Here is a 25,542-nt window from a genome sequence, read left to right on the forward strand (position 1 = left end):
TGGTCACGGTGTTGGCCCCACCCCGTCGGCCCCCAGCCCCGTCGTGGCACCCGTTCCATCCCCGTCCGCCTGGTCACGGTGTTGGCCCCACCCCGTCGGCCCCCAGCCCCGTCGTGGCACCCGTTCCATCCCCGTCCGCCTGGTCACGGTGTTGGCCCCACCCCGTCGGCCCCCAGCCCCGTCGTGGCACCCGTTCCACCTCAGGCACAGCCCGCCCCGGGCTGCTGAGATCGCGCAGCGATCGAGGCACGAGCGACGGGAAACCCCGCATGCTCTCCGCAGACCAAAGCCCCACCCCACCGCTCCTCGGGGGCGGTGTGTGGGAGGGGACCGAGCGCAGCAGCGTGCACCGCCCGATACTTCAGTGCCGCCGCGCCCGGTTCCCCCCGCGTTGGGTCGCGTCTGCGCGGGCACGGCCCGAGCCGCGTTCCCCTATCGGGCTGCCGTGGAGAACTCCACCCACCGCTTGAGCAGGTCGCGGGCGGCACCGGAGTCGATGGCCCGGTTGGCCTGCTCCAGCCCTGCCGCGATGTCGTCCTCCAACTGGTCGGAGAGCCCGTTGAAGGCCGCCAGCGCCGCCGCGGCGTTGAGGACCACCGCGTCGCGAACCGGGCCGGGCTTGCCCGCCACGAGCTGGCGGAAGACGTCGGCGTTGGTCTCGGCGTCGCCGCCGCGCAGGCTCCGCGGGTCCGCTCTGGGGATTCCCACCGCGAGGGGGTCGAAGCTCTGCCGGTGGACCCGGCCCTCCGAAATGACCCACACCGTGGTCGTGGTCGTGGTGGTGATCTCGTCGAGGCCGTCGTCGCCGCGCACGAGCAGCACGCTGGCGCCCCGCCGGGCGAACACCTCCGCCAGCGTCCCGGCCCTGTCCCGGAACGCGCAACCGGCCAGGGCGCTGCGGGGCTGGGCGGGGTTGGTCACCGGCCCGAGGAGGTTGAATGTCGTCGGCAACCCCAGCTCCCGCCGGGGCGCTGCGGCGTGGCGCAACGCCGGGTGGAACGCCGGGGCGAAGCAGAACCCGATCCCCACCTCGGTCACGCAGCGCTCCACAGCCTCGGGAGAGAGGTCGATCGCCACGCCGAGCGCCTCCAAGACATCGGCGGCCCCGGACTGTGAGGAGGCGCTGCGGTTGCCGCTCTTGGCCACGGGCGCACCGGCAGCGGCGACCACGACGGCAGCCATCGTGGAGATGTTGACCGAGTTGGAGCGGTCGCCCCCCGTGCCGACGACGTCGACGGCGGGACCGCGCAGGTGTACCCGCCGGGCGTGGGCGAGTGCGGTCTGAGCCATGGCCAGGATCTCGGCAGGGGTCTCGCCCTTGGCGCGCAACGCGACCAGGAAGCCGGCGAGCTGGGCGGGGGTCGCCGTTCCCGACATGATCTGCTCCATGGCCCACGACGTCTCCTCAGTGGAGAGGTCCGTGTCGTTCAGGAGCCGGGTGAGCAACTCCGGCCAGCCGTCGACACGGTGCGAGGGGGTGGTGCTCGGGTGCGATGCGCTTAGCGTGGGGGCGCTGCGGCGCTCGGCGTCCGGTCCCCCGGAGCCTCGGGGAGGTTTTTCGGCCGTCGTTGGGTGCGGGGATCGCTCGCCCATGAGTATGCCTCCGGTTCCTCGTGCTGTGCTGGGGCACCGCGACGGCTCTCGACCTTGCCGCGGTTGTCTCCGTTCCGGCGTCAGGGGAGGCCGGCTGCGCGCGATATCCGGTCGTGACAGTCTCATCCCTGACGCTGCCGCTCCTCTTCTCGATTGCGTCTCCCCGCGTTATCTCCCGACGCTGCGCTCCCGGCCGGTCTCCGGCCCCGACGGGAGGGGCGGCGGAGCGTAAGGGGGGGTGATGGTCGAGTGCAAGGCCAGGGCCGGGCCAACCGGAGTCCGCCCCCGCTCGCCTTGCGGCTTCGCGACAGCCGGCCCGAGGGTTGACGAACGGGCGGGACGCAACTCAGCCCGCCACGGGCCGCGCCTCGATCAGGGAGGAACGCGCTGAGTGGCTGACGTGGAGGGTTTCGAAACCCGCGGCGGTGAGAAGCCGCCGCCAGGCGCTTTCCTCGCGTTCTCGGCCGCCGAGCAGGACGAGCATGTGCAGGTCCAGCAGTCTCGCGGGGTGCGGTTCCCCGTCTTCGGGGATGACCTGTTCCAGGATGAGCAGCCGCCCCTGGGGCGGCATCGCCTGGTTGCACTGTCGCAGGATCGCTATAGCCTGCTCGTCGTTCCAATCGTGCAGGATCTGGGCCAGCACGTAGGCGTCGCCGCCGGAGGGGACGCCGGAGAAGAAGTCCCCGCCTACCACCTCGCAGCGCTGCCTCGTTTCCTCCTTGGTCAGCGCCAGCTTCGTTTCTTCCACTACCTGAGGCTGGTCGAACAGCACGCCTCGCAGGTGCTCGTGGCGCGCCAGCAGTTCGTTGAGGAGTCCACCGTTGCCGCCCCCGACGTCGACGACGGTGCCCACCTCGCTCCAGTCCCGTTCCAGCAGCGGCAGCAGCCGCAGCTCCACCAGCCCGGCTTGGGCGGTGTCGAACGTGGCAGCCGCCGCCGGGTGGTCGTTGAACCACTCGAACATGGGCTTGCCGAAGACGACGTCGAACGCCGGCTGCCCGCTGCGCAGCGAGTGCGTGGCCATCGACCACGCCTGGTACGCCTCACCGGCCATCAGCGTCGTCAGGTGGCGTAGCGAACCCGGCGCGTCCCGACGCAACAGCGCTCCAAGGGAGGTGACCGCGAAGACGCCGGGGGCGGGCTCCTCGAAGAGTCCCTCGGCGACGAGGACGCGCAGGAACCGCTGGAGCGCGTCCCGGTCCGCGCCGGCCCGGTGCGCCAACTCGCCCACCTCGACGGCGTCGTCTCCGAGGTGCTCGATCACGTCCAGTTCGGTCACCGCGAAGATGGCCTGGGCGACGATGTAGCCCATGATCTTGCGTCGCAGCAGGTGGTTGGCGTCGTCGGTTCCGGGCATGGCTCGCTCCCTAAGCACGGTCGTCCCCACGCTCCCGCTGTTCGTGCAGCACGGGAAACAGCGGTATCTCGGCGGCGGTCTTGAGGTAGGCGGCACCGGAAGTGCCACCGGTGCCAGTGACGTTGCCGATGATTTTCAGCGTGATCCCCCAGTGCGTGCGTTTCATGGCGCGCCAGGCGTGGTCGAAACGCCGCATCACCTCGGTTACCGGCCGCAGCGCCGGATTCGCGTCCTGGCCCTTTTCTGCGTAGATCTCTTGCAGGGTGGGTGTCGGCACCGTCACCGCCGGCAACTTGTCATCGACTGGCCCGGCGGGCCGCGGGGCGCTGATCCGCTCCACCTCCCGGTAGGAGCGCGACTGGATGGCGCTGCGGCCGTCGGTGTGCGACCGGATCACGGCGAAGGACTCGCGTGACATGGTGGTGAGGATGCGGTAGAGGGCCGGCGTGTTTTCCACGCGCCCCGCCGCGTCGTCCAGCTCGGCCACCGCTGTCTCGATGTCGTCGGCGAGCAGGGCCAGGCGGGTGCGTTGCAGGCAGCGCGACATCTGCCGGTAGACAAGCTCGAACAGTTGCACGTTGCGGATGAACATCAGCTCATCGTGGAGCGGGGTCGTCGGCAGTAGGGCGATCTCCACGGCGCGGTGGATGTCGGGGGGAGCATCGCCTAGGGTCGCCTCAGCAAACCGCGAAGCGACCTCGGCCAGCGCGGGGTCGTTCTTGCCGACCTGCGGGACCTCGTCGGGTACGGAGACGCCGGCTTTGGGAGACAGTCCCGTGACCCGCGCGAGCGCCTGCACGGTGGCGTGGGTGCGGACCCGCTGCCGGGAGGTGTCGGGAGCGGCGGCCAGAGCCTCGCCCTCGGTCCGCAGCAGGTCGGCCAGGAGCACGACGATTTCGGTGTCCAGCCCGACGTCGACGCTCGACTCCCCGGTGGCGGCGGCCAGCCGCTCCAGCATGGGCGCGGCGATGTAGGAGTCGTAGTCGCCGTCTTGCTGGTCGAACGTGCTCGGCAGCCAATCGACGAGGATGCGCTCCTGGCTCGATCGAGGGGTGGGAAGCTTGACGTAGGTGTCGCGCAGCCCGTTCGCCAGCTTCGGCGACACGTGGGTGCGTCCCCAAAGCTGGTAGTGCCCCAGGATCTCGGCGAAGGGGAAGCTGTCGGTGGGGACGGGCTGCCCCGGATCGCCGCTGAGGGTGTCGACCCACGCGGTGAGCCGGTTGAGAGCCCTGGCGGGTGAGGCGTCCTCCGCGGTTTCCCGGAACTTGTGGACGCTGACTCCTCCGATCCCGACGTGCGCGGGCCACGCTGTCTTGGCATCGTCATGGGGATGTGCTTTTGCTGACAAAGCGCGCTCCCTTATGAATAGATTTCCTCAATCAGCTTCGTTCCGGTGGCCTCGCGCTGCATCTCCCGCATTGCTGCGTTAGTCGACTGTTTTCCCTTGGGAAGAATTCGTGCGGAATTCCGGGTCGATTTCTGCTGGCGGCTCGGGGGAGGCCCTCGGGTGGCTCCGCCGGCGGGTCGATCCCTCCAGGGCGGATAGCTCCGCGGCCAGCGCCGCCATCGCTGCGGCGAGTTGGGCATCGGACAGGTACGGTGCCGGGCCGAGCCGCAGGTACTCGCCACGGCTGTCGGCGGAGACGCCCTGCCGGGCCAAGCCGTCGCGCAACCGGGAGGCGTAGGGTGAGCGCAGGGCGAGGAAGCCGCCGAACCCTTCCCGGGAAACGGTGCGGTCGCGGCTGATCACGCGCTCGGGAGCGTCGATCTCATCGAAGAGACCGGCCAGCACCCCCACTTGGTGCAGCGAGATCTCGCGCAGCAGTTCTGCCGTGAGTTGGTGCTCGGCGAAGAAGTCGAGGACACGCGCGGCGCGGTAGTGGCTCGTCGGGTCGTAGGTGGCCCCGGCGAAGCGCAGTGCGCCCGCCGGATACCCCACGGCGTGCCCGTCGTGCTCGGCTGACAGTTCCGCGAACTCGGCGAACCAGCCGGTGATCACCGGGCGCAGCGCGCCAGCGTGCTCGGGTAGGCGCAGGAAACAGTTCCCTTCGCCCATCTGGAGGTACTTGTAGCCGCCGCCGACGATCCACGCCGAGTCGACCTCGCCGGCCGAGAACGGCACGACCCCCAGCGCGTGGTAGGCGTCGACAAGCAGTTCCACCCCGCGGCGCCGGCAGTGCCGCGCCAGCGTGTCAAGGCCGGGAACGATCCGTGCGGTCTCGAACAGCACCGCCGAGACCAAGACGGCGGCCGTGCCGTCGTCCACGGCGGCGGCCAGGCGCGCCGCGAGCGTGTCGGCGGGTTCGCTTGGGACCCGGACCACCTCGATCCCCTCCTCGGCTAGCCGCGCCAACTGTCGCCGGAGCGTGTGGAACTCCCCGTCTGAAGTGACCAGGCGGGGACGGCCGCGAAGGTCCAGTGACGACAGGAAGCGCACCACGAGTTCGTGGGTGTTCGTGCCGAGCGCCAGTTCGGCGCCGGGGTCGTTGAGGAAGCCGCGTATCCCCTCACGGACCCGCTCGGCCTTCTCGAACGCTCTGCCCCATTTGTCGTCCACCTCCAGTGCGGCGTCCTCGAACGCCTCTATTTGGCCGGAGAGCGCGACATCGGGCCACGCCTGGTGCGAGTGGCCCGACAGCAGCAACCGCTCCGAGACCCGGAAAGCCCGGTAGTAGGGGGCGAGCCGTGCGGACTGGTCGGTCATAGCTCGTTTCGCACCGCCCACAGGTCGGCGAACATCGGCTGGAACAAGGTGGTGCGCAGGTAAGAGGCGCCGGAGGAGCCGCCGGTGCCCGACTTGTCGCCGATGACCCGCTCCACCATCCTCACGTGCCGGTAACGCCATTCCTGGACGACCTGGTCCAGTTCCAGCAGCCGTTCGCACAGTTGCACCGCCAGCCCGCCGTCGCGGTAGGCCTGGGCCAGCACCCGCCGCACCCCCGCTGAGGGTTCCAGCGGCAGGGAGGTGTCGCGGCGCAGCATCTCGGGGGGAACCGGGTGGCCGTGGACGGCCAGGTAGCGCAGGAAGGAGTCGAACACGCAGGGACGGTGCATCGCCCGTTCGAGCCGTTCGCGTTCGCTGCTGCCCTCCGGGTAGCGACGCAATATCCGCGGGTCGCGCCGGCCCAGCACCACCTCGATCTCGCGGAACTGCGCCGACTGGAAGCCGCTGCCGCCCAGGCCGGCCCGGAACCCGAGGAACTGGTCGGGGGTCAGGGTCTCGATCACCCCGATCTGTGACACCACCAGGCGGAGGATGGTCAGCGACCGGTTCAGGGTGTGCAGCGCGCTCGCCGTGTCCCCGTCCTCCAGGCCACGCTGTAACTCGACGAACTCGTGCAGCAACTGTTTGAACCACAGTTCGTGCGCTTGGTGGACGACGATGAACAGCATCTCGTCGTGCTGCTCCGAAATGGGGCGCTGGACCGAGAGGAGTTCATCCAGCGCAAGATAGGCGGAATACGTGGTCACTGCTTTGTTTTCGATGGCCACGGTTTCCTCACTTCACCGAGATAGCGCAGCCCCGCCAGGGCGAGCGGTAGGGATTCGGCGCGCCGGGCCGGTACACCGCCACGCCCTGTTCTGACCTGCTGGAAAGGCGTCGAGGTGCTGGGTCCGACCTGTTCTGTTCTCTGGTGGGGCAGGTCACCGTCCCCGCCGTTGTCTCCCGGGGCCGCCAATAAATACACCGCCATGCCATGCCGACAGGCTAAGGAGAAAAACGTGGTCCAAAGAAGAGAGATGTCGAAGTCGGAGTGGAACGAGCAATCGGGAAGAAGAGGATTGGTTCCAATGAAGTGACACGAAAGTCTCCCGTCCGGTGGCCCTGATTTTTCGTCGGCGTGCCCGCGCGGTGGGAGCTTCGTGAATTTATCGATGAGCGGCGGCATATTCGATCGTGCGGTTTTTCTCGGCCACCGCGATCGCGCGGCCGGGACAGCATTCCAGAAGATGTGGCGCACACCGTTCGGAGGTGAGACTGCCGTCAGCCAGCGGCGGTCGCGGGCGGTCATAACCCGCGGCGGCGGCCGGCGCAGCAACTCGGTGGCCTCACCCGGGGCCCGGTTCGCTAGGGAGGATCGTGAAAGATCGCAGTCTGTGTGACGTGCTCGCCGAGGCTCGCCGCGACGGTCGTGCCGCGCTCATGGTCGACGTCAAATGCCGGTCGCCCCGCGACGGGCAGCTGATCTCCCCCGAGCGGCTCGAACCTTACGTTCACGCGCTTCTCGCGGGCGGGGTGGACGCGCTGTCCACTCCGACCGACCCCGTCTACTTCGGCGGAAGCGTTGCGACCGCCCAACGGATACGCCGCATCGCCGCAGTTCCCCTGATGCGCAAAGAGTTCTTCACGACCGTGGCGCAGATGGACGAGTCCGAGGAGGCGGGGTTCGACGCCGTGCAGCTCTCGTTGAGCACGGTCACCGATCCGGACCTGTTCCAGGAGATGAAGTCCCGCGCCGAGAAACTCGGCATGGAAGTGGTCGTGGGCGTCCACAGCCGGTCGCAGCTAGAGCGGGCGATCGAGCTCGGCGCGGTCGCGGTGGGGATCAACAATCGCGACATCACCGCCCTGGAGCTCGACGACGGCACCGTCGACCTCAGCGCATCCCTGATGTCCATGGTCCCCGACGACGTCTTCGTGATCTCCGAGAGCGCCATGCACACAACCGCCGACGTCGGCAGGGTCGCCGGCACGGGGGCGGACGCGGTGCTGGTGGGAACCGCCGTGGCCAAGAGCGCCGATCCCGCCGCGACGGCGCGCGAGTTCCGGGAGGGAGCGCGAGCATGGCGACGCTAGATCGGATCGCGCAGTGCGTGCGGCGCGCGAGCGCGCGGCGGGAGCGGCTGCTCGCGGTCTACCTCACGGTGGGCGATCCGCTGGCCGCGGACCCGCGCACCGGTGACCCGCTGAGTGCGGCCCTGGCCGCTGTCGCCGCAGGGGCCGACATCCTCGAATTGGGGATACCGACCCCGACGACCAGCCCCCGCGGCGCCGATGTCAGGGACTCGTTCGAACGCGCCCGCCCCACCGGTACGCAACAGGCGTGGGAGCTGCTGCGCCTGTTGCGCGGCACCGTCCCCCAAACCCCCCTGCTTCCCCTGGTGTATCCGGCGACCGTGAACGATCTCGGGTGGGACCGCCTCATCGACGACGCTCGGCAGGCCGGCGCGGACGGGTTGGTGCTGACCAGCCCAGCCGGGGGTGCCGATGTGCGCCGCGTCGCCGCGGCCGGCCTTAGCGCCATCCCCCTCGTCACCCCGTCGACACCGCCGGGACAGGCCCGGGAGTTGGAGGAGCACGCCGAGCATTTGACCTACCGCAACCTCGCCTCGGGCACCGGCGAGCCCTTGGACCTCGAAGCCGCCACGGAGACCGCGGCGCGGATGAGCCAGAGCGCGGCGAAACCGTTCCTCGTGGGGTTCGGCATCCGACACGAGCACGAAATTCGGGCGCTGGCACCCCACGCGGCCGGGGTCGTCCTCGGCAGCCGGCCGCTGCGGATTCTGGGCGAGTCGGAGCCGGAACTGCGCCTCGAGCGGCTCCGAGCCGCCACCCGGCGCTGGAAAGCGGCCACGGTCCTCACCGAGAAGACCAGCGGGGCGGTGTAACGGTATGCGGGTCGACATCATCGGCGGTGGGCCGGCGGGGCTGTTCCTGGCCGGGCTGCTGCGGCGCAACGGGACCGCCGACGACGTGCGCCTCTTCGAGCGCCACGCGGCCGACGCCAGCCGTGGCTGGGGCGTCGTCTTCCCCGAGGGGGCGCTGGACGCGCTGGAACGGGCCGACCCCGCCGCCCACGCGGCCGTGACGGCGGCGGGAACGAGCTGGAGCCTGGTCGACATCAGGTACCGGTCCACTCGTCGGCTCGTCAACGGCAACGGTTTCCACGGGGTACCGCGGGACGCACTGCTGGGCGTGCTGCGTGACACCGCCGCCGACCTGGGGGTGAGCCTCCACTTCGGTCACCGGGTCCACAGCCTGGCCGAGCACGCCGGCGCCGACCTCGTCGTGGGCGCCGACGGGGTGCACTCCGTCGTCAGGCGAGAGCACGAGGAGGTCTTCCGCCCCCGGGTCGACCACTCGCCGTTCAGGTACGCCTGGTTCGGCGTGGACCGCGTCTTCCCCTACTTCACCTATATCTTCCGCGAGACCCGGTGGGGACTTTTCCAGGGGTACTGTTACCCCTCCGGCTCCCGGTGGAGTTCGATGATCGTCCACGTCTCCCAGCAGACGTGGGAACGTTCCGGCTTGGCGAGCATGGACACCCACGCTGCCGCCCGGCTGTGCGAGGAGATCTTCGCCGAAGACCTCGACGGGGGAGCGATCCTCTCCGACGGGCTGCCCTGGGCCCGTTTCCCCAACCTGGAGTGCCGGACGTGGCACCACGGCAACACGGTGCTCATCGGCGACGCCGCCCACACGGCCCATTGGTCGATCGGCTCGGGGACGCGCCTGGCCATTGAGGACGCGATCGCGCTGGCGGGAGAGTTGGGCGACACCACACGCCCCCTAGCTGAAGCGCTGGCCCGGTTCGAGGAGTCCCGACGCGGCACGGTCGCCCGGTTCCAGCGGGCCTCCCGCCTGTCGGCGTGGTACTTCGAAAACATCGACCGTTACCTCGGCTTCGAGCCGATCCAGTTCGCCTACCAGCTCATGGCGCGTTCCTGGCGGATCACGCACGGCGACATCGCCAGGCGCGACCCGCGGTTCGCAGCCGAGTTCGACGGCTGGTTCCACACCCGAGCCACCGGGGAGCCGACGCAGATCGCGCCCGCCCCCGCCTTTGCGCCGGTGCGGATCGGCTCGCTGCGGCTGCCCAACCGAGTCGTCACCACGGAGGGGGCCTCCGGCAGCGGCCTGGTGATCACCGAGCCCACCCCGCCGGTCCCGTCGGCTCCGACGGGACCGGCGTCGACCGACCCTGAGGCGATCCCCCCGGCGGCACCGGAGTCCTCCCCCGCCTGCATCCGACTGCCCCTCACCGATATGCCCGGTGCCTACCACGACCTCGTCAAACGGGCCGTGGCGGAGGGCTACGCCATGGCCATGCTCGACCTCGCCGAGAGCCCCCTCACCGAACTGCTGGAACAGCCGCCGCTGCGGCCACTGGCCGAGTTGGCCGCCCATTGGCCGCACGATGCCCCCATCGCCGCCGCGCTCGCCGTTGGCGCGGCGGCGGACCCGGCGACCGAGTCCCAGCAGGCGGTGACGCTGGTCAGGTCGCTGGCCGAGGGCGGAGTCAAGGTCGTCCTGCTGGAGGCGCCGCGATCCATAGCCGCCCCCACCCCGCGGGAGTGGGACGCGCGTGTCGTCCGCGTCGCTGACGCGGTCCGCAACGAGACCGGTGTCGCCGTCATCGTCGACGGCGGCACCCACAGCCTGGACCAGGTCGACACCGTCGTCGCCGCCGGCTGGGCCGACCTGTGCGTCCTGCGTTGCCCGCCCGAGCCGACCGAACAGGAGATCTAGCGGTGTCACGTGAACGATCCCGCGCCAAGCCCGCGGGCTACTGGAACCCCACGACCGAGACCATGCCGCGTGAGCGGCTGGCCGCCTGGCAGTGGCGCAAGCTGCACCGCGCCCTGGAGCACGCCAGAGCCAACTCCACGTTCTGGAGCCAACGCCTCCCCGAGAGCGTCGACTCGCTCCAGGACTACTTCGCCCGCGTCCCGCTGCTGTACAAGTCCGACCTCATCGCGGCGCAGCAGGTGGCGCCGCCCTACGGCATCCTGCCCTCGACCAGCCCTTCGCTGGGGGTGCGCTACCACCAGACCAGCGGTACGAGCGGCAACCCCCCGCTGCGTACGTTCGACACCACACGCGATTGGACGTGGGCCACCGACGTATGGTGCACCGCGTTGCACGGTGCCGGCGTGCGTCCCGGCCACCGGGGCATGACCGCTTTCGGCTACGGCCTTTTCGCGGGGTTCTGGGGGATGCACTACGCCCTGGAGCGGATGGGGTGCACGGTCGTGCCCAACGGCTCGATGAACTCCCAGTCGCGCGTTCGTCTCCTCGTCGACCAGCAGATCGAGGTCTTGGGGTGCACCCCCACCTATGCTCTGCGGCTCATCGAGACGGCGCGCGAGATGGGGATCGATCTGAGTACCCAGGCCAACGTCGACATTGTGGTGACCGGCGGCGAACCCAGGCCCGAGACCACGACCAAAGCGATCGCCGAGGCGTTCGGCGCGCGCGTCTACGACTTCGCGGGGATGACCGAGCTGGCCACCGTCTTCATGTTCGAGTGCCCCGACACCCCACGCGGCTGCCACATCATCGAGTCCAGTGTCATCGAAGAGGTGCTCCACCCCGAGACCAAGCGGCCGGTGGACTATGGCGAGCAGGGTGTTCGCGTGATGACCGCCCTCGGGCGCGAGGGAATCCAGGTCTTTCGGTACTGGACCGACGACCTGGTGGTGAAGCGGCCGTGGCGGGAGTGCGGCTGTGGCCGCACCTGGGACTGGTACGAGGGCGGCATTCTCGGCCGAAGCGATGACATGCGCAAGATCCGCGGCATCTCCGTCACCCCTGTGATGGTCGAGGACATCATCCGCGGCTTCGACGAGGTCGACGAGTTCCAGACGGCCCTGCGCACCGTCCGCGGCCTCGACACGATGATCGTGCGCGTCGAGCAGCGAGGGGCGGCCGGCGCGGAGCCGACCGATCTCTGCGAGCGCATCGCGGAGCGGATGAAGCTCGACATAGGACTGCGTCCCCAGGTGGAGCTCGCCGAGCCCGGCAGTCTCCCCCGCTTCGAGATCAAGTCTGCGAGGTTTCATGACGAACGAACGAAATGACCTCTCAGCCGAGCAGGAGCTGCGGCTGACCGAGTCCTACACCGCCCTGCACGAGCTGGCCGGCTCATGCGAGGTCCCCTCTGTCCGGGCCGCCGCACGGGCGGCCGTTGCGGAGCTGCACGCCGCGCTCGATGGGCAGGCGCTGGAGTTCGATTTCTACTCCCACCGCTGGGAAGCCTGAGCCCCGGCGGTGGGGACAGCCGTTTCGCGTGCTAGCCGTGAGGTGTTGAATTGAGCGTTCTCGAATCGATCATCGACGGTGTCCGTGTGGACCTGGCCGCCCGTGAGGCGCAGCTTCCGCTCGCAGCCGTCAAGGAGAAGGCGGCGCGCGCCGCTTTGCCCCGGGACGCGATGTCGGTGCTGCGCGCACCGGGGGTCGCGGTCATCGCTGAGGTGAAACGCCGTAGCCCGTCGCGGGGGACGCTCGCCGACATCGGCGACCCCACCGAGCTCGCGCGCGCCTACGAGGCCGGCGGCGCCGGCGTCATCAGCGTCCTGACCGAGCGCCGCCGCTTCGGCGGCTCGCTCGCCGACCTCGACGCCGTGCGGGCCACGGTAGCGGCTCCGCTGCTGCGCAAGGATTTCGTGGTCAGCCCTTACCAGGTTTACGAGGCTCGGCTGCACGGTGCGGACCTCGTCCTGCTCATCGTGGCCGCCCTCGCTCAAGAGACACTCGTGTCACTGGTGGAGCTCGTCGAGTCCCTGGGCATGACGGCCCTGGTCGAGGTGCACACCGCCGCCGAGGCCGACCGCGCCGTTCAGGCCGGCGCCAAGGTCATCGGGGTCAACGCGCGTGACCTGCACACCCTGGACGTCGATCGGGGCGTCTTCGCCGAGGTCGCCCCCAGGCTTCCCGCCGAAACCGTCAAGGTCGCCGAGTCGGGTGTGCAGACAGCCACTGACCTGCTCACCTACGCGGCAGCGGGCGCGGACGCCGTGCTGGTCGGCGAAGGGCTGGTCACCAACGCCCGCCCCCAAGCCGCGGTCGCGGAGTTGGTGGCGGCTGGACGAGACGTCTCCACCACAGCCGCAGCGGCGCACACCCCGCAGGACAGGTCCAAAGCGTAACGGTCCGAGCCTCGAGCGTCCCCGCCCTCACCCCCGGCACCACCAGCGTCCTCGACAGGCAGGAGTAGACCATGACCTCCGCCCCAGCTTCCCGGGCCGGCCCCGACCTCACCGTGGCCTACGGGCCGCACCCCGAGCAGGTGGCCGACGTCAGACTCCCGGCCGATCCGGCACGGCCGGCGCCGCTGCTGCTGCTCTGGCACGGGGGCTTCTGGCGCCAGGCCCACGACCGTGGCTACCTCGAACCGATGGCCGCCGACCTCGCCGGCCATGGGTTCGCAGTGGCCAACATCGAATACCGGCGGGCCGGCGGCGAAGGCGGCTGGCCCACCACCCTCGTCGACGCCGCCGAGGCCGCCGACGCCCTCCCCGACCTCGTCGAGCGGGCGGCGCCCGGCCGGATCGACCGCGACCGCGTCGTTCGCGCCGGCCACTCGGCCGGGGGACACCTCGCAGTGTGGACGGTGCTGCGGCACCGGCTGCCCGAGACGGCCCCCGGAGCCGGCTCCCCGCCCACCCAGGTAGCCGGCGTGCTGGCAGTGGCGCCGGTGCTCGACTTGGCTGAGGCGTGGCGGCGGGGGCTGGGCGAGCACGCCGTCGACGCCTTCATGGGCGGGGGGCCGGATCAGTTCCCCGGCCGTTACGGCCACGCCGCCCCGGTCGAGCTGGGACGGCCTCCCGTCCCGGTGACGCTGGTACACGGGCGGGCGGACCCCCGGGTGCCGGTGGAGATGTCGCGCCACTATGCGGCGCGGACGGCCTGCACGCTCGTGGAGGTGGCCGGTGCCGACCACTTCGCCGTTGTCACTCCCACCTCGTCGGCGTGGCCGCGGGTGCTGGACGCGCTCGCAGCGCTGGTCGGCCCCGAACCGACTCCGTGACCGACCTCGCTTTCCCGGGCGCCGTGTCCTCACGCGAAGGGGCGGCGCGGCGGTCGTGGACGCCGCAATCCACGAGACGCCCGCCTCGTCTTCGGCTGCCAGCATTGAGGCCGCGGCGGGCCGTTGCCGCACCCGCCCGCCATCTCCACCTACGTGAGGGCGTTTCCGCCGGGGGCGAGGCTCTCCCGGCGTCCTGCCTGGCCGTCGGGGCGGGCGGCGGGTCCGGCCAGCCGGTCAAAAGCGGCACGGGCACCCGCGGCCCGGCCGGTGGGATGCGGGGTCGACCGTGCTCGGCCAGTGGGCGGTGCCGAACGACCCCGATGAGAGGAGGAGCCCATGACCAACGACCATGACGCTTCCGACAACGCGGCCGGGGGCCGGTCAGCGCGCCCACTGACGGGAGAGGAGTACGTCGAGAGCCTGCGCGATGACCGTGAGATCTACCTCTACGGCGAGCGCGTCAAGGACGTCACGTCCCACCCGGCGTTTCGCAACCCTGTCCGGATGACGGCGCGTCTCTACGACGCGCTGCACAACCCCGACAAGCGCGACGTTCTCACCACCCCGACCGACACCGGTAGCGGCGGCTATACCCACCGGTTCTTCACCACCTCCCACAGCGCCGAGGACCTCGTCGCCGACCAGCGGGCTATCGCCGAATGGGCACGCATGAGCTATGGCTGGATGGGGCGCAGTCCCGACTACAAGGCGTCGTTCCTGGGGACGCTGGGTGCCAACGCCGACTTCTACGAGCCCTTCGCCGACAACGCGCGGCGCTGGTACCGGGAGTCTCAGGAGAAGGTGCTGTACTGGAACCACGCGCTCGTGCACCCACCGGTCGACCGCGACCGCCCGCCGGACCAGGTCGCCGACGTCTTCGTCCACGTGGAGCGCGAGACCGACGCCGGGCTCGTCGTCAGCGGCGCCAAGGTCGTCGCGACGGGGTCCGCGCTCACCCACTACAACTTCATCGCCCACTGGGGCCTGCCCATCAAGGATCGCAAGTTCGCCCTGGTGGCCACCGTGCCCATGGACGCGGCGGGGATGAAGCTGATCTGCCGCCCCTCCTACAGCGCCGCCTCGGCAGTCATGGGCAGCCCCTTCGACTACCCCCTCTCCTCGCGGCTGGATGAGAACGACACCATCCTCGTGCTCGACAAGGTGCTCATCCCCTGGGAGAACGTGTTCGTCTACGGCAACGTGGCCAAGGCCCAGATGTTCACCGGGCATTCCGGCTTCAACGAGCGCGCCACCTTCCAAGGCTGCACGCGCCTGGCGGTCAAACTGGAGTTCATCGCCGGCCTGCTGGCCAAGGCCCTGGAGATCGCCGGTACCAAGGACTTCCGCGGCGTACAGGTCAGACTGGGTGAGGTGCTGGCCTGGCGCTCCCTCTTTTGGAGCCTCTCCGACGCGGCGGCACGCAACCCCGTCTCCTGGAAGAACGGCGCGGTGCTGCCCAACCCGCAGTACGGGATGGCCTACCGCTGGTTCATGCAGGTGGGTTACCCCCGTATCCGGGAGATCGTGCTACAGGACGTGGCCAGCGGCCTGATCTACGTCAACTCCAGCGCCGACGACTTCAAGAACCCGGATATCCGTCCCTACCTGGACAGATTCCTGCGGGGTTCGGGCGGCGCAGAAGCAGTCGACCGCGTCAAGCTGATGAAGTTGCTGTGGGACGCCATGGGCTCGGAGTTCGGCGGACGACACGAGCTCTACGAGCGCAACTACTCCGGCAACCACGAAAACACCAGGATCGAGCTGCTGTCCGCCCAGATCGCCTCGGGCGGGCTCGACTCCTACCAAGCCTTTGTCGACGAGTGCATGGCCGAGTACGACATCGACGGCTGGACCGCTCCGGACCTGTCTTCCCTACCCGACCTTAGCGGTATCAGGAACGACCTGCTGAACGGGTGACCGCGGGGCACCTACCACCCGCATTCCCCACGGCCCGATCGCTCCGAAGAAAAATCCACATTCGCATTCCAGGAGACGCTCAAGCGAAAAACCGGGTGCGACGATGCCGTCAGGAATTTCCGCGCAGAAAGGCGATCGTTCCTCGGACACGGTCGCGCAGAAAGCGCCCTCGTTCGATCAGACACCTGCGAAGGGAAAACCGGTGGAAAAATTAATTTCCAAGGACGGCACCACAATCGCCTATGACCGGTCGGGTGAGGGGCCGCCGGTCATTCTGGTGGGCGGTGCGCTCAACGACCGCTCGGCCACCGCGTCACTGGCCGAGGCGCTGGCGCCCCACTTCACCGCTTTCTCCTACGACCGTCGCCGGCGCGGTGACAGCGGCGACACGCCGCCCTACGCCGTCGAGCGCGAGATCGAGGATCTTGGAGCCCTGATCGAGCAGGCCGGCGGAACCGCGCACGTGTTCGCCAACTGCTCCGGGGCGATCCTGGCCCTGGAAGCGGCGGCGGCCGGGTTGCCCATCACCAAGCTGGCGCTCTACGAGCCCTCGTTCATCGTCGACGACACCCGTCCTCCCATCTCCGAGGACTACGTGCCCAAGCTCACCGAGATGATCGACTCCGGTCGGCTGGGCGACGCGGTCGAGCTGTTCATGCTCGAGGCGGCTGCCCTGCCCACCGAGTTCGTCGCCAAGGTGCGGCAGGGATCGATGTGGCCGGCCCTTGAGGCGTTGGCCCCCTCGCTCATCTACGACGCCACCGTCCTTGGGGACGGCTCCATCCCCACCGAACGTGTGAGCTCCATCACCGCGCCCACGCTCGTCATCGACGGCGAAGCGAGCCCGGACTGGGGACGCAACACCGTACAGGCGGTGGTGGACGCCCTTCCCAACGCGCAGCGCCGTTCGCTGCCCGACCACAACCACAACCTGGTCGGAGAGGCCGTGGCCCCTTTGGTCAAGGAGTTCCTCGCCGACTGAGGCGCCGGCCGCACCGGCATGGGCCACCGCAGCCCCACCCCTTTTTGCTGCGTTCGCCCGATGATCGGCCCCGCGGGTGTCCCCGTTCAACGACGAGCGGGAACACTCGCGGGTGCCTCCCTGACCGCTGCGCCGGCTACCGCGCCGCCGTCGAGACCGCGCTCACCTGCTCTCCCGACGCGGCCCGCGCGCCTTCGCCTCTGGTCACACCCGGCACCAGCAGGCGGCCCACCGTTGCGGCGCCCCTCCCACGCCCTCGGCCGTGAGGGCGGCTCCTGGCGCGCCGGCGCCGCCGGAAGGGCGCCGGCGCGCCCCGTCCCACAACTCCCGAAATTTTTTTGACGCACGTGTCTGTTCGCGGCCGACTCCGTTCGTCGGTAGGGCGAACAGGTTGTAGACAGCCAACACCCAAGAGGACCTTTCATGGATACGAGTACCGGAAACCAGCCCGCACCGCGGGCTGGACGGCGGGAGTGGCTTGGGCTGGCCGTGCTCGTTTTGCCCACGCTGCTGCTGTCCATCGACCTTTCCGTGCTGTACCTGGCACTGCCGCACCTGGGGGCCGACCTTGGCGCGAGCAGCGTTCAGCAGTTGTGGATTCTGGACATCTACGCTTTCATCCTCGCCGGGTTCCTGATCACCATGGGAACCTTGGGTGATCGGATCGGTCGCCGCCGGCTGCTGCTCATCGGCGCGGCGGCGTTTGGCGCCGCCTCTGTGCTGGCCGCTTACTCGGTCACCCCCGAGATGCTGATCGCCGCTCGGGCTCTGCTCGGGGTGGCCGGAGCCACCTTGATGCCCTCGACGCTGTCGTTGATCAGCACGATCTTCAAGGACCCCAAGCAGCGCTCGGCCGCCATCGGCGTGTGGATGATGTGCTTCATGGGCGGCATGGCTGTCGGCCCCATGATCGGCGGGCTGATGCTGGAGTTCTTCTGGTGGGGCTCGGTGTTCCTGCTGGGGGTTCCGGTCATGGCGCTGCTGCTGGTCGCCGGCCCGATGCTGCTGCCCGAGTACCGCAACTCCGATGCCGGGCGGATCGACCTGCTCAGCGTCGCACTGTCCCTGGCCGCCATCCTGCCGGTCATCTACGGGATCAAGGACCTGGCCGAGAACGGTTGGCGTCCCCTGGTCGCCGCGGCGGTCGTCATCGGGCTCGTCTTCGGCGTGCTGTTCGTCCTCCGACAGCGCCGGCTGGCCGATCCGCTGATGGATCTGCAACTGTTCAGCATCCGCATCTACCGCAGCGCCTTCACGCTCAGCATGCTCGTCGGCGGCATCCAGGGGGGAAGCCTCCTGCTGATCAACCTCTACCTACAGACCGTGGCCGGCCTGTCTCCCCTCCAGGCGGGGCTTTGGCTGATCCCCACGGCCTTCGCCATGATCTTCACCATCATGGTCTCCTCCGGCATCGCCCGGCGGGTCCGGCCGGCCTATGTCATCACCGTGGGCCTGCTGATCTCCTCGGTGGGCTACCTGCTGCTCAGCCAGGTGCCCAGCAGCGGGGGAGTGCCGATGCTGGTCATCGGCACCGGGGTCATCATGGCCGGTATCGGCCCGGCCACCGCCTTGGGCTACGACATGATCCTCGGTGCCGCGCCCCCGGAGAAGGCGGGCTCGGCCTCGGCGATCACCGAGACCGGCGGTCAGTTCGGTGTCGCTTCGGGCATCGCGGTTCTGGGAAGCATCGCCACCGCCGTCTACCGCTTTCAGATCACCGACGCGCTTCCCGGCGACCTTCCCCAGCAGGCCGCCAACGCGGCCCAAGAGAGCATCGCCGGCGCGGTCGCGACCGCCCAACAATTGCCTGAGGCGCTAAGCGCCGAGCTGCTCGTTCTCGCCCGCGAGGCGTTCACCACCGGGCTGAACACCGTGGCGTTCTTCGGTTGCCTGCTGTTCATCGGACTCGCCACCATCGCGATCACCACGCTGCGGCAGGTGCCCCCGACCGGCGAGGCCCAGGCCCACCAGTCCGAGCAGTCCGGACAGGACGGGCAGGACGGCACCCCAGAGGCCACACCTGCCGACGCCGCTGTGGAGGAAACGACCACAACCGCAAAGGACGGCTCCTGAGGGGCCAAGGCTGCGACAATCGTCATCGCCGACACACAAGGAGAAACACCATGCTGATTATCGCCGGAAAGCTGTACGTGGCTCCGGAGGACCGTGACAAGTACGTCGAGAGCCACCACGACCTGATCCAGCGCGCGCGTAGCCAACCCGGCTGCCTGGATCTCGTCATCGCGGCCGACCCCATCGAGGAGGGCCGGATCAACATGTTCGAGCACTGGGAGTCCGAGGAGCAGCTCGCCGCCTGGCGCGAAATCGCCGATCCGCCGGCTCCCGTGAGCGAGATCCTCGGCGGCGACCTACAGAAGCACCAGATCAGCTCCTCTGGCCCGCCCTTCTAGGAGGTCCCGCTCCAGCAGGCACGGGCGCGCCGCCAAGCTCCGGTCTTCGTGGCGCGCCACCGGCCACGCCAGCAGTGGGGGCCGCGTCCACGTTTCAGGACGCGGCCCCCACGTGTGTCGCCGGGCGGCCCCGCCGCCCTCCCCGCCGGTCTAGGTTCTGTTTTTGACAAGGCCGGCGAGGGCCGACGGTGGGCGCACGCGGGTGAGCGCGCCCGCTGTCGCCCACGCCGGCTGCCGAGATCGCGAAGCGATCGAGGCACGAGCGGACGACGAACACCCCCATAGTCCCGCACCCCAGCCGTTCGAAAAACAGAACCTAGGAGCTTCCATGCGCCCCCACCATCAGGGCGGCCAGGTCGTCGGGCCGCAGGAAGGACGGGGGCGGCGGAGGTCCCCAACTGTAGAGCCCCAGGGCCCCCTCGAACACTTCGGGCTCCCACAGTTGGTCGTCGACGATGCAGTCGGTGTCGCTGTAGTACTCGGCGAAGTTGCCGGCCGGGTCCTTCAGGTACCAGAAGAAGTTGGAGCCGACGTGATGGCGGCCCAGTCCCCAAACGTGGCGCTCCGGATGGCCCTCCAGCATCGCCGCGGCGCCGCGGCCGATCTCGTCGATGTCGTTCACCTGCCACGAGGTGTGGTGCAGGAAGTTCACGGGGGCGTAGAGCAGGAGCAGATTGTGGTGCTCCGTGGAACACCTCAAGAACGCCCCCGCCTCCTTGACCAGGTCGCTGACCTTGAACCCGATGCCTTCCACGAAGTACTTCTCCGAGGTCGCGAAGTCGGTCGTGCCGAGCACGACGTGCCCGAGCTTGCGGGGCTGGACCGGGGCTTCGCGCAAGATCCCCGGTGAGCGGGTGCCGATGCGTTCGATACGTCCCGGGGTGTTCTGTGGGGGCAGCGGCGACGGCTCCTGGCGCACCCGCTGCTGTACTTGGAGGGCGACCGAGGTCCCGGTGACGGGGTCAGAGCTGACCAGCCGGTTTCCGCGGCGCTCATGGCCCACGCCGATCCGGTTCAGCCGAGCGGCCGCGCGGGCGAGGTCGTCCTCGTCGTCGACTCCGATGGTGAATCCGATGAGCCGGCGCGTGGGCGCGTCGACCAGTCGAAGCTGTTCCCCACCGTCCACCGTGGCGAACCAGCCGTCGCGGGTGGGAGTGAGCCCGAAGTCGGTGTAGTAGGCCGACGTTTCCTCGATATTGGGTACACCGATGACCACCGAGGCAATTCTGTGCAGTGCCACTACCGCATCTCTCTTCGTGTCTCGTTGGTTGCTTCGCTGTGGAGCGAGACCGCGTTTCCGGCGGGCCTGCGCGATCCAGGCCCCTGGTTTCCGGCCCGCCCGCCGCCTCTTTGAAACCGGCGGTCACGATAGTGCCGCATGCTTGAGGGGCAGCGGCGCGAATTCACTGGAAAAATTAGCGGCCGCGTGTTCGGTTGTCTTCTCGTGAGATCTTACTGCTCGCGCGCTTTACGAAAAAGCGAAGATGAATATATTGGCGGAATTGAGCAAAATAGAAGACGGAAAAGCCCGTTCGGTCGCCGCTTTCCGGAAGGCTTCCCCGCTTGCGGCCGGTGCCGGCACACCACCGGCGGGAAACAGCAACCGAGAAGATGCGGCCACTGCCGCCGCTACTGAGTATGGGAGATGGCGGTTCGACGCCGCGCCGGTGTGGCTAGCCAGGCCAAAGCGCAGATGGCCGTTTCGGCGTCATGGTCGGGCGTGGGCGCTCCTCCAGCCGCCGTACCGGGACGTCCTCCCACGCTAAGGAGCCGATGGTGAGTCTCTCGAAGGTCGTGTCACGAGACGAATGGCTGGTCGCCCGCAGGGAGTTCCTGCAACAGGAGAAGGAGTTCACTCGGGCTCGGGACGCGCTGAACGCCAAGCGTCGCGAACTTCCGAGGGTGCTGCTCGACAAGGACTACGTCTTCGACACCCCGGACGGCAAAGCCAGCCTGCTCGACCTGTTCGACGGCCGCCGCCAGTTGATCGTCTACCACTTCATGGTGCCTCCCGAAACCGGGACGTTCTGCGTGAGCTGTTCCTTTTGGATCGACAACGTCGGCCATCTGGCACACCTGCACGCCCGTGACACCTCGCTGGTGGTGGACTGCCCCGTTCCGCTGCCCCGCATCCAGGAGTTCAAGGAGCGCATGGGCTGGACCGTGCCATGGGTGTCCTCATACGGCAGCGACTTCTACCCCGACCTGCACTTCAAGATCGACGAGCGCGACCCCCAGCCTCCCGGCATCAGCGCGTTCGTGCGGGAGGGCGACAGCGTCTTCCACACCTACTCCACCCACGACCGCGGCAGCGACCTGCTCAACGGCACCTACAACTACCTCGACCTCACCCCCTTGGGGCGCCAGGAGGAAGGACTGGGCTTTCCCCAAGCGTGGGTCCGCTACCACGACGAGTACGAGACGTCATAGCGCCGTTCGGGGAGCTGCACCCGCACCGGCCGGTGGTGGCCCACCCTGGCAGGGTGGCCGGTGCGCTCTTCGAGAACCCGCCGCGGTTGTCGCCTCGCCTCCAGCGCGTGGCTCCGGCCGCGGCGGGTCAATCACCCTCCTGCGTTTGCGCCAGCCGCTTGGCCAGGTAACGGCGTTCGGCATCGGTTGTGGCCAGGTCGAGAGCCTCACGGTAGGCTGCTGCGGCCTCGTCGTTGCGGCCCAGCCGGCGCAGCAGGTCGGCGCGGGTGGCCGGCAGCAGATGGTAGCCCGCCAGTGCTGTCGAGGACTCCAGCTCCCTCACCAACGCCAGCCCGGCGGCGGGGCCTTCGGCCATGCCGACCGCCACCGCCCGGTTGAGTTCCACCACCGGCGAGGAGGCCAGTTGGGCAAGCTGGCTGTACAGTGCGGCGATCTGCGCCCAGTCGGTGTCGGCCGGGTCGGCGGCGACGGCATGGCAGGCGGCGATCGCTGCCTGGAGTTGGTAGGTTCCGGGCCGCCCCTGGCGCAGGGCGGTGTCGAGCAGCCGCGTCCCCTCGGCGATCTTGGCGCTGTCCCATTGGCTGCGGTCCTGCTCTTCCAGGGTCACCAGCTCGCCCGCTCCGTCGACCCGGGTGGCGCGCCGCGCGTCGTGCAGCAGCATCAACGCGAGGAGGCCCTGCGCCTCGGTCTCGTTCGGTAACAGGTGGACGAAGACGCGGGTGAGGCGGATGGCCTCGGCGCACAGCGACTGGCGTACCAGGTCGGCGCCTGAGGAGGCGGTGTAGCCCTCGGTGAACAGCAGGTACAGCACCGCCAGCACGCCGGTGGTGCGCTCCGGTAGTAGGTGAGCCGGCGGTACCTGGTAGGGGATACCGGCATTGCGGATCTTGCGTTTGGCGCGCACAAGGCGCTGCGACATCGCCGCCTCCGAGACCAGGAACGCCCGGGCGATCTCGGCCGTGGTCAGCCCCCCCAGGGTCCGCAGGGTGAGCGCGACCCGGGATTGCAGCCCCAGCGCCGGATGGCAGCAGGTGAAGATCAGCCGCAGTCGGTCGTCGTGGATGCCGCTCTGGGACGCCTCCTCGTCGCCGGCCTCCGCTGAACGCCACAGCGCGGCGGCCTCCTGGAGTTTGGCGCTGCCAACCGCCTCCCGGCGCAGTCGGTCGGTGGCTCGATTGCGGGCCGTCGTGGTGAGCCACGCGCCGGGACGGCGGGGGACGCCATGGGTCGACCAGTGCTCCAGCGCCTGGGCGAAAGCGTCCTGGGCGCTCTCTTCGGCGAGGTCCCAGTCGCCGCTCACCCGGATCAGGGTTGCGACGATCTGTCCCCACTCCTCGTGGAACGCCTTGACGATGGCTTCCCTGGCTTCAGTGCTCACGTCTCCCAGATCGGTCGGACCTCGATGGTGCCGAACCTGGCGGCGGGGTGTTTTGACGCCACCTCCAGCGCCTCCTCCAGGTCGGCGCACTCGATCAGGCTGAACCCGCCGATCTGCTCCTTGGTCTCGGCGAAAGGACCGTCGGAGATCATGACCTCGTCGTCGCGCACGCGCACCGTCGTGGCGTCGCTACTTGGACGCAGTCCTTCGCCTCCCCGCAGGATTCCCCTGCTGGTCATCTCCTCCTGCCACCCCCCGCACCCCGGAGGGTCCGCCGTGGAGTTGGCGTCACCCATGTAGGCCTCGTCGCCGCAGATCATGAGCATGTACTTCATGTCCCACCCCCGTAACACCGACGCTGCCGTAGCCAACGGCCGAACCAACCGCGGCCGTTGCGCAACGCCTGCATGTCGTATGTGCCGTCCGGGCGGTCAGGGGTTCGCCGCGGTCTCCGGCTGTCGTGCCCTGAAGCCCTACGCCAGAGGTCATTCTGCCTTCCGCCCCCGTACCAGTCGAGAGGGTGGGTGCCCGCTGGGCGAGCCAATACCGCGCCGCCGTGCGGCTGGACCGCTCGGGCGGCGCACCCGTGCCCGGCCTTGTCCCGACCGCGAGCGGGCCGGCCGTACCGCCGGTTCGTTCACCGGGACAGGGCAATCCGGGAGATGCCGCTTCCCGCGGAGAACTGTCAGCCTAACTGCATAGCTGAACGAGAACCGCGTTGTGAGCTCGGTCGGGGCGGTTTTTGTGGCTCCAAGGAATGAACGGATTGGAGAAGACCATGCTATCCGCCTCCATCCAAGAAAGATTTGCCGTTCAGGTGAGCCAAACACCGGATGCGGTGGCTATTTCCGCTGGGAATACTCGCCTGACGTATCGAGAGTTGGATCGGCGTGCCAATCAGCTCGCGCACCGGCTGTTGCGGCTGGGCGCGGGAGAAGAGGCGCCGGTCGCGATTTTGATGGAACGCTCGATCGATGTGGTGGTGGCGTTCCTGGCGGTGGTCAAGACCGGCGCGTGCTATCTGCCGCTGCACAGTGCCTACCCGCTGGAGCGCATGCAGTGGATCGTCGACCACGCCGACCGGCCCATCCTGCTGGCCGATTCGGCGATGCGCAAGCGTGGCCTGCCCCAAAGCGGCCCCACCGTGATCGTCGACACCGATGAGGAGACGGCGACGCTGCCAGAGTCCGACCCGGCGATCGCCGCCTCCCCCGAACAGTTGGCCTACGTGATGTACACCTCCGGCTCGACGGGGACCCCCAAAGGCGTCGCGGTCACCCACCGCGACGTGATGGGCCTGGTGGCGGAGCCGTGCTGGCGCAACGGTCACCACGAGCGGGTGCTCATGGTGGCCCCCTACGCCTTCGGCGTGTCCACCTACGAGGTCTGGGTGCAGCTCCTGCACGGTCATCACATCGTCGTAGCCCCGCACGGCGAGCTGGATGTCGCCACCTTGCGGCGGCTCCTGCGCGACGAGGAGATCACCGCGGTCCACCTGACGGCGGGACTCTTCCGCGTGGTGGCCGACGAGGCACCGGAGTGCCTCGCTGGGCTGCGTGAGGTGATGACCGGGGGCGACGTGATCTCCTCGGCGGCGGTGCAGCAGGTGATGGAGGCATGCCCCGGCCTGCTCGTACGCGCGATGTACGGCTCGACCGAGACCACCTTGTTCGCCACACACGCGCCGATGACCGATCCTTCCGACCTCGGCGCCATCGTGCCGATCGGTCGTCCGATGGAGGGGATGCGGGCCTATGTCCTCGACGAGGAACTCGCCCCGGTCGCCGACGGCGAGGTGGGAGAGCTCTACGTCGCCGGAATCGGCGTCGCGCGCGGGTACTTCGGCCGTCCCGACCTCACCGCCGAGCGTTTCGTCGCCGACCCCTTCACCGGTTCGGGCGAGCGGATGTATCGCACCGGCGACCTCGCGCGCTGGACCCCGGCAGGGCTCCTCGACTTCGTCGGACGCGGCGACGACCAAGTCAAGATCCGCGGGTTCCGCGTCGAGCTAGCCGAGGTGGAGGCGGCTCTGACCGCCTACTCCGGACTGTCCCAGGTCGCCGTCGCCGCCCACGAGGTCGAGCCGGGCGAGAAACGGCTCGCCGCCTACGTCGTCACCGACTCCGAACAGCTCGACATCGCCGACCTGCGTTCCTACGCGCAAGCTCGACTGCCGGACTACATGGTGCCGGCGGCGTTCACCGTGTTGACGGCCCTACCGCTGACCCCCAACGGCAAGGTGGACCGCAAGGCGCTGCCCACCCCCGACTTCGATCGGTCGTCGGCCTACCGTCCCCCGCACACCCCCACGCAGCAGACCCTGTGCACCGTCTTCGCCGAGGTGCTGGGGGTGACCCGGCCGGTGGGCATCGACGACAGCTTCTTCGAGCTGGGAGGCCAGTCCTTACTGGCGATGCGTCTGCTCCTGCGCATCGAGCTGGAATGGGGGCTGAAGCTGGGAATCGAGGTGCTTTTCGACGCTCCCACCGTCTCCCTGCTGGCCAAACACGTCGACCAGGAGATCGTCGAGGCAGGTACCAGCGCACCACAGCTCGGCCAGTAGAGGCGCTCCTTTTTGCCGCGGTGTGGGCGCCGCCACCTCCAGTGCCCCGTAGCTGGGCTGAAGAGCCGGCGCCCCCGCCCGGTCCATCCCCTCCACCGCCCTGGCCCCGCCGGGCCGTCTCCCTCGGCGTCGCCCACTGGTGCTTTTCGTGCCCCTATCC

General features: G+C 69.1%; 21 protein-coding genes. 13 read left to right on the forward strand and 8 right to left on the reverse strand.

Going from position 1 to position 25,542, the window contains the following annotated elements:
- Window positions 1-432 precede the first annotated feature (432 nt).
- The 5 genes from trpD to ABD848_RS14760 form a co-directional block, all read right to left on the reverse strand.
- On the reverse strand, window positions 433-1,593 hold the full coding sequence (trpD, locus tag ABD848_RS14740; RefSeq protein ID WP_344972147.1) for an anthranilate phosphoribosyltransferase: 1,161 nt from the start codon (window positions 1,591-1,593) through the stop codon (window positions 433-435).
- A 346-nt stretch (window positions 1,594-1,939) separates the two neighbouring features.
- Entirely contained in the window at window positions 1,940-2,950 is a 1,011-nt protein-coding gene (locus ABD848_RS14745; RefSeq protein ID WP_344972149.1) for a methyltransferase, read from the reverse strand.
- A 10-nt stretch (window positions 2,951-2,960) separates the two neighbouring features.
- On the reverse strand, window positions 2,961-4,298 hold the full coding sequence (locus tag ABD848_RS14750) for a tryptophan 2,3-dioxygenase (protein ID WP_344972150.1): 1,338 nt from the start codon (window positions 4,296-4,298) through the stop codon (window positions 2,961-2,963).
- Window positions 4,299-4,376: 78 nt separating this feature from the next.
- Window positions 4,377-5,654: an aminotransferase class V-fold PLP-dependent enzyme gene (locus tag ABD848_RS14755; RefSeq protein WP_344972152.1), complete on the reverse strand. Its 1,278-nt coding sequence runs from the start codon at window positions 5,652-5,654 to the stop codon at window positions 4,377-4,379.
- On the reverse strand, window positions 5,651-6,421 hold the full coding sequence (locus ABD848_RS14760) for a tryptophan 2,3-dioxygenase (protein ID WP_344972154.1): 771 nt from the start codon (window positions 6,419-6,421) through the stop codon (window positions 5,651-5,653). The genes ABD848_RS14755 and ABD848_RS14760 overlap by 4 nt, the downstream gene beginning before the upstream one ends.
- A gap of 610 nt (window positions 6,422-7,031) precedes the next feature.
- Between ABD848_RS14760 and ABD848_RS14765 the strand changes: the two genes are divergently transcribed.
- From ABD848_RS14765 to ABD848_RS14815, 11 genes are all read left to right on the forward strand, one after another.
- Window positions 7,032-7,748 carry an indole-3-glycerol-phosphate synthase gene (locus ABD848_RS14765; RefSeq protein WP_344972156.1) on the forward strand — a complete coding sequence of 239 codons (717 nt, stop codon included), beginning with the start codon at window positions 7,032-7,034 and terminating at the stop codon, window positions 7,746-7,748.
- Window positions 7,736-8,560: a tryptophan synthase subunit alpha gene (locus ABD848_RS14770; RefSeq protein ID WP_344972158.1), complete on the forward strand. Its 825-nt coding sequence runs from the start codon at window positions 7,736-7,738 to the stop codon at window positions 8,558-8,560. Before ABD848_RS14765 ends, ABD848_RS14770 begins: the two co-directional genes overlap by 13 nt.
- 4 nt (window positions 8,561-8,564) lie before the next feature.
- Window positions 8,565-10,421, forward strand: a complete 1,857-nt coding sequence (locus tag ABD848_RS14775; RefSeq protein WP_344972160.1) for an FAD-dependent monooxygenase — start codon at window positions 8,565-8,567, stop codon at window positions 10,419-10,421.
- Between the two features lie 2 nt (window positions 10,422-10,423).
- Window positions 10,424-11,752 (forward strand): phenylacetate--CoA ligase family protein, encoded by a 1,329-nt coding sequence (locus ABD848_RS14780; protein ID WP_344972162.1) that lies wholly within the window; start codon window positions 10,424-10,426, stop codon window positions 11,750-11,752.
- Window positions 11,733-11,933, forward strand: a complete 201-nt coding sequence (locus ABD848_RS14785) for a DUF6052 family protein (protein WP_344972164.1) — start codon at window positions 11,733-11,735, stop codon at window positions 11,931-11,933. Before ABD848_RS14780 ends, ABD848_RS14785 begins: the two co-directional genes overlap by 20 nt.
- Window positions 11,934-11,983: 50 nt before the next feature.
- Window positions 11,984-12,820 (forward strand): indole-3-glycerol phosphate synthase TrpC, encoded by an 837-nt coding sequence (gene trpC, locus ABD848_RS14790; protein WP_344972166.1) that lies wholly within the window; start codon window positions 11,984-11,986, stop codon window positions 12,818-12,820.
- Window positions 12,821-12,891: 71 nt separating this feature from the next.
- Window positions 12,892-13,701 carry an alpha/beta hydrolase gene (locus ABD848_RS14795; protein WP_344972168.1) on the forward strand — a complete coding sequence of 270 codons (810 nt, stop codon included), beginning with the start codon at window positions 12,892-12,894 and terminating at the stop codon, window positions 13,699-13,701.
- Between the two features lie 336 nt (window positions 13,702-14,037).
- Window positions 14,038-15,618 (forward strand): 4-hydroxyphenylacetate 3-hydroxylase family protein, encoded by a 1,581-nt coding sequence (locus ABD848_RS14800; RefSeq protein WP_344972170.1) that lies wholly within the window; start codon window positions 14,038-14,040, stop codon window positions 15,616-15,618.
- 202 nt (window positions 15,619-15,820) lie between these two features.
- Complete coding sequence (locus tag ABD848_RS14805; RefSeq protein ID WP_344972172.1) at window positions 15,821-16,600, forward strand: alpha/beta fold hydrolase; 780 nt, start codon at window positions 15,821-15,823, stop codon at window positions 16,598-16,600.
- A 423-nt stretch (window positions 16,601-17,023) separates the two neighbouring features.
- Window positions 17,024-18,673 carry an MFS transporter gene (locus ABD848_RS14810; protein WP_344972174.1) on the forward strand — a complete coding sequence of 550 codons (1,650 nt, stop codon included), beginning with the start codon at window positions 17,024-17,026 and terminating at the stop codon, window positions 18,671-18,673.
- 50 nt (window positions 18,674-18,723) lie between these two features.
- Entirely contained in the window at window positions 18,724-19,011 is a 288-nt protein-coding gene (locus tag ABD848_RS14815; RefSeq protein WP_344972176.1) for a putative quinol monooxygenase, read from the forward strand.
- A 316-nt stretch (window positions 19,012-19,327) separates the two neighbouring features.
- Here the strand turns inward: ABD848_RS14815 and ABD848_RS14820 are convergent, their stop codons facing one another.
- Window positions 19,328-20,227 (reverse strand): VOC family protein, encoded by a 900-nt coding sequence (locus tag ABD848_RS14820; protein ID WP_344972179.1) that lies wholly within the window; start codon window positions 20,225-20,227, stop codon window positions 19,328-19,330.
- Between the two features lie 560 nt (window positions 20,228-20,787).
- Between ABD848_RS14820 and ABD848_RS14825 the strand changes: the two genes are divergently transcribed.
- Window positions 20,788-21,441: a DUF899 domain-containing protein gene (locus tag ABD848_RS14825; RefSeq protein WP_344972181.1), complete on the forward strand. Its 654-nt coding sequence runs from the start codon at window positions 20,788-20,790 to the stop codon at window positions 21,439-21,441.
- Between the two features lie 127 nt (window positions 21,442-21,568).
- Here ABD848_RS14825 and ABD848_RS14830 read toward each other — a convergent pair whose 3' ends face one another.
- Together ABD848_RS14830 and ABD848_RS14835 are read right to left on the reverse strand one after the other, a co-directional pair.
- Window positions 21,569-22,819 (reverse strand): RNA polymerase sigma factor, encoded by a 1,251-nt coding sequence (locus ABD848_RS14830; protein ID WP_344972183.1) that lies wholly within the window; start codon window positions 22,817-22,819, stop codon window positions 21,569-21,571.
- On the reverse strand, window positions 22,816-23,154 hold the full coding sequence (locus ABD848_RS14835; protein ID WP_344972185.1) for a YciI family protein: 339 nt from the start codon (window positions 23,152-23,154) through the stop codon (window positions 22,816-22,818). The genes ABD848_RS14830 and ABD848_RS14835 overlap by 4 nt, the downstream gene beginning before the upstream one ends.
- 443 nt (window positions 23,155-23,597) lie before the next feature.
- Between ABD848_RS14835 and ABD848_RS14840 the strand changes: the two genes are divergently transcribed.
- On the forward strand, window positions 23,598-25,382 hold the full coding sequence (locus tag ABD848_RS14840) for a non-ribosomal peptide synthetase (RefSeq protein WP_344972347.1): 1,785 nt from the start codon (window positions 23,598-23,600) through the stop codon (window positions 25,380-25,382).
- Window positions 25,383-25,542 lie beyond the last annotated feature (160 nt).

Source organism: Salinactinospora qingdaonensis, assembly GCF_039539445.1.
GTDB lineage: Bacteria > Actinomycetota > Actinomycetes > Streptosporangiales > Streptosporangiaceae > Salinactinospora > Salinactinospora qingdaonensis.

Coding starts and splice junctions, on each gene's coding strand:
- ABD848_RS14745 (WP_344972149.1), bottom strand. CDS start 2,950: ATGCCCGGAACCGACGACGCCAACCACCTGCTGCGACGCAAGATCATG.
- ABD848_RS14840 (WP_344972347.1), top strand. CDS start 23,598: ATGCTATCCGCCTCCATCCAAGAAAGATTTGCCGTTCAGGTGAGCCAA.
- ABD848_RS14770 (WP_344972158.1), top strand. CDS start 7,736: ATGGCGACGCTAGATCGGATCGCGCAGTGCGTGCGGCGCGCGAGCGCG.
- ABD848_RS14795 (WP_344972168.1), top strand. CDS start 12,892: ATGACCTCCGCCCCAGCTTCCCGGGCCGGCCCCGACCTCACCGTGGCC.
- ABD848_RS14800 (WP_344972170.1), top strand. CDS start 14,038: ATGACCAACGACCATGACGCTTCCGACAACGCGGCCGGGGGCCGGTCA.
- ABD848_RS14835 (WP_344972185.1), bottom strand. CDS start 23,154: ATGAAGTACATGCTCATGATCTGCGGCGACGAGGCCTACATGGGTGAC.
- ABD848_RS14775 (WP_344972160.1), top strand. CDS start 8,565: ATGCGGGTCGACATCATCGGCGGTGGGCCGGCGGGGCTGTTCCTGGCC.
- ABD848_RS14815 (WP_344972176.1), top strand. CDS start 18,724: ATGCTGATTATCGCCGGAAAGCTGTACGTGGCTCCGGAGGACCGTGAC.
- trpD (WP_344972147.1), bottom strand. CDS start 1,593: ATGGGCGAGCGATCCCCGCACCCAACGACGGCCGAAAAACCTCCCCGA.
- ABD848_RS14755 (WP_344972152.1), bottom strand. CDS start 5,654: ATGACCGACCAGTCCGCACGGCTCGCCCCCTACTACCGGGCTTTCCGG.
- ABD848_RS14810 (WP_344972174.1), top strand. CDS start 17,024: ATGGATACGAGTACCGGAAACCAGCCCGCACCGCGGGCTGGACGGCGG.
- ABD848_RS14785 (WP_344972164.1), top strand. CDS start 11,733: ATGACGAACGAACGAAATGACCTCTCAGCCGAGCAGGAGCTGCGGCTG.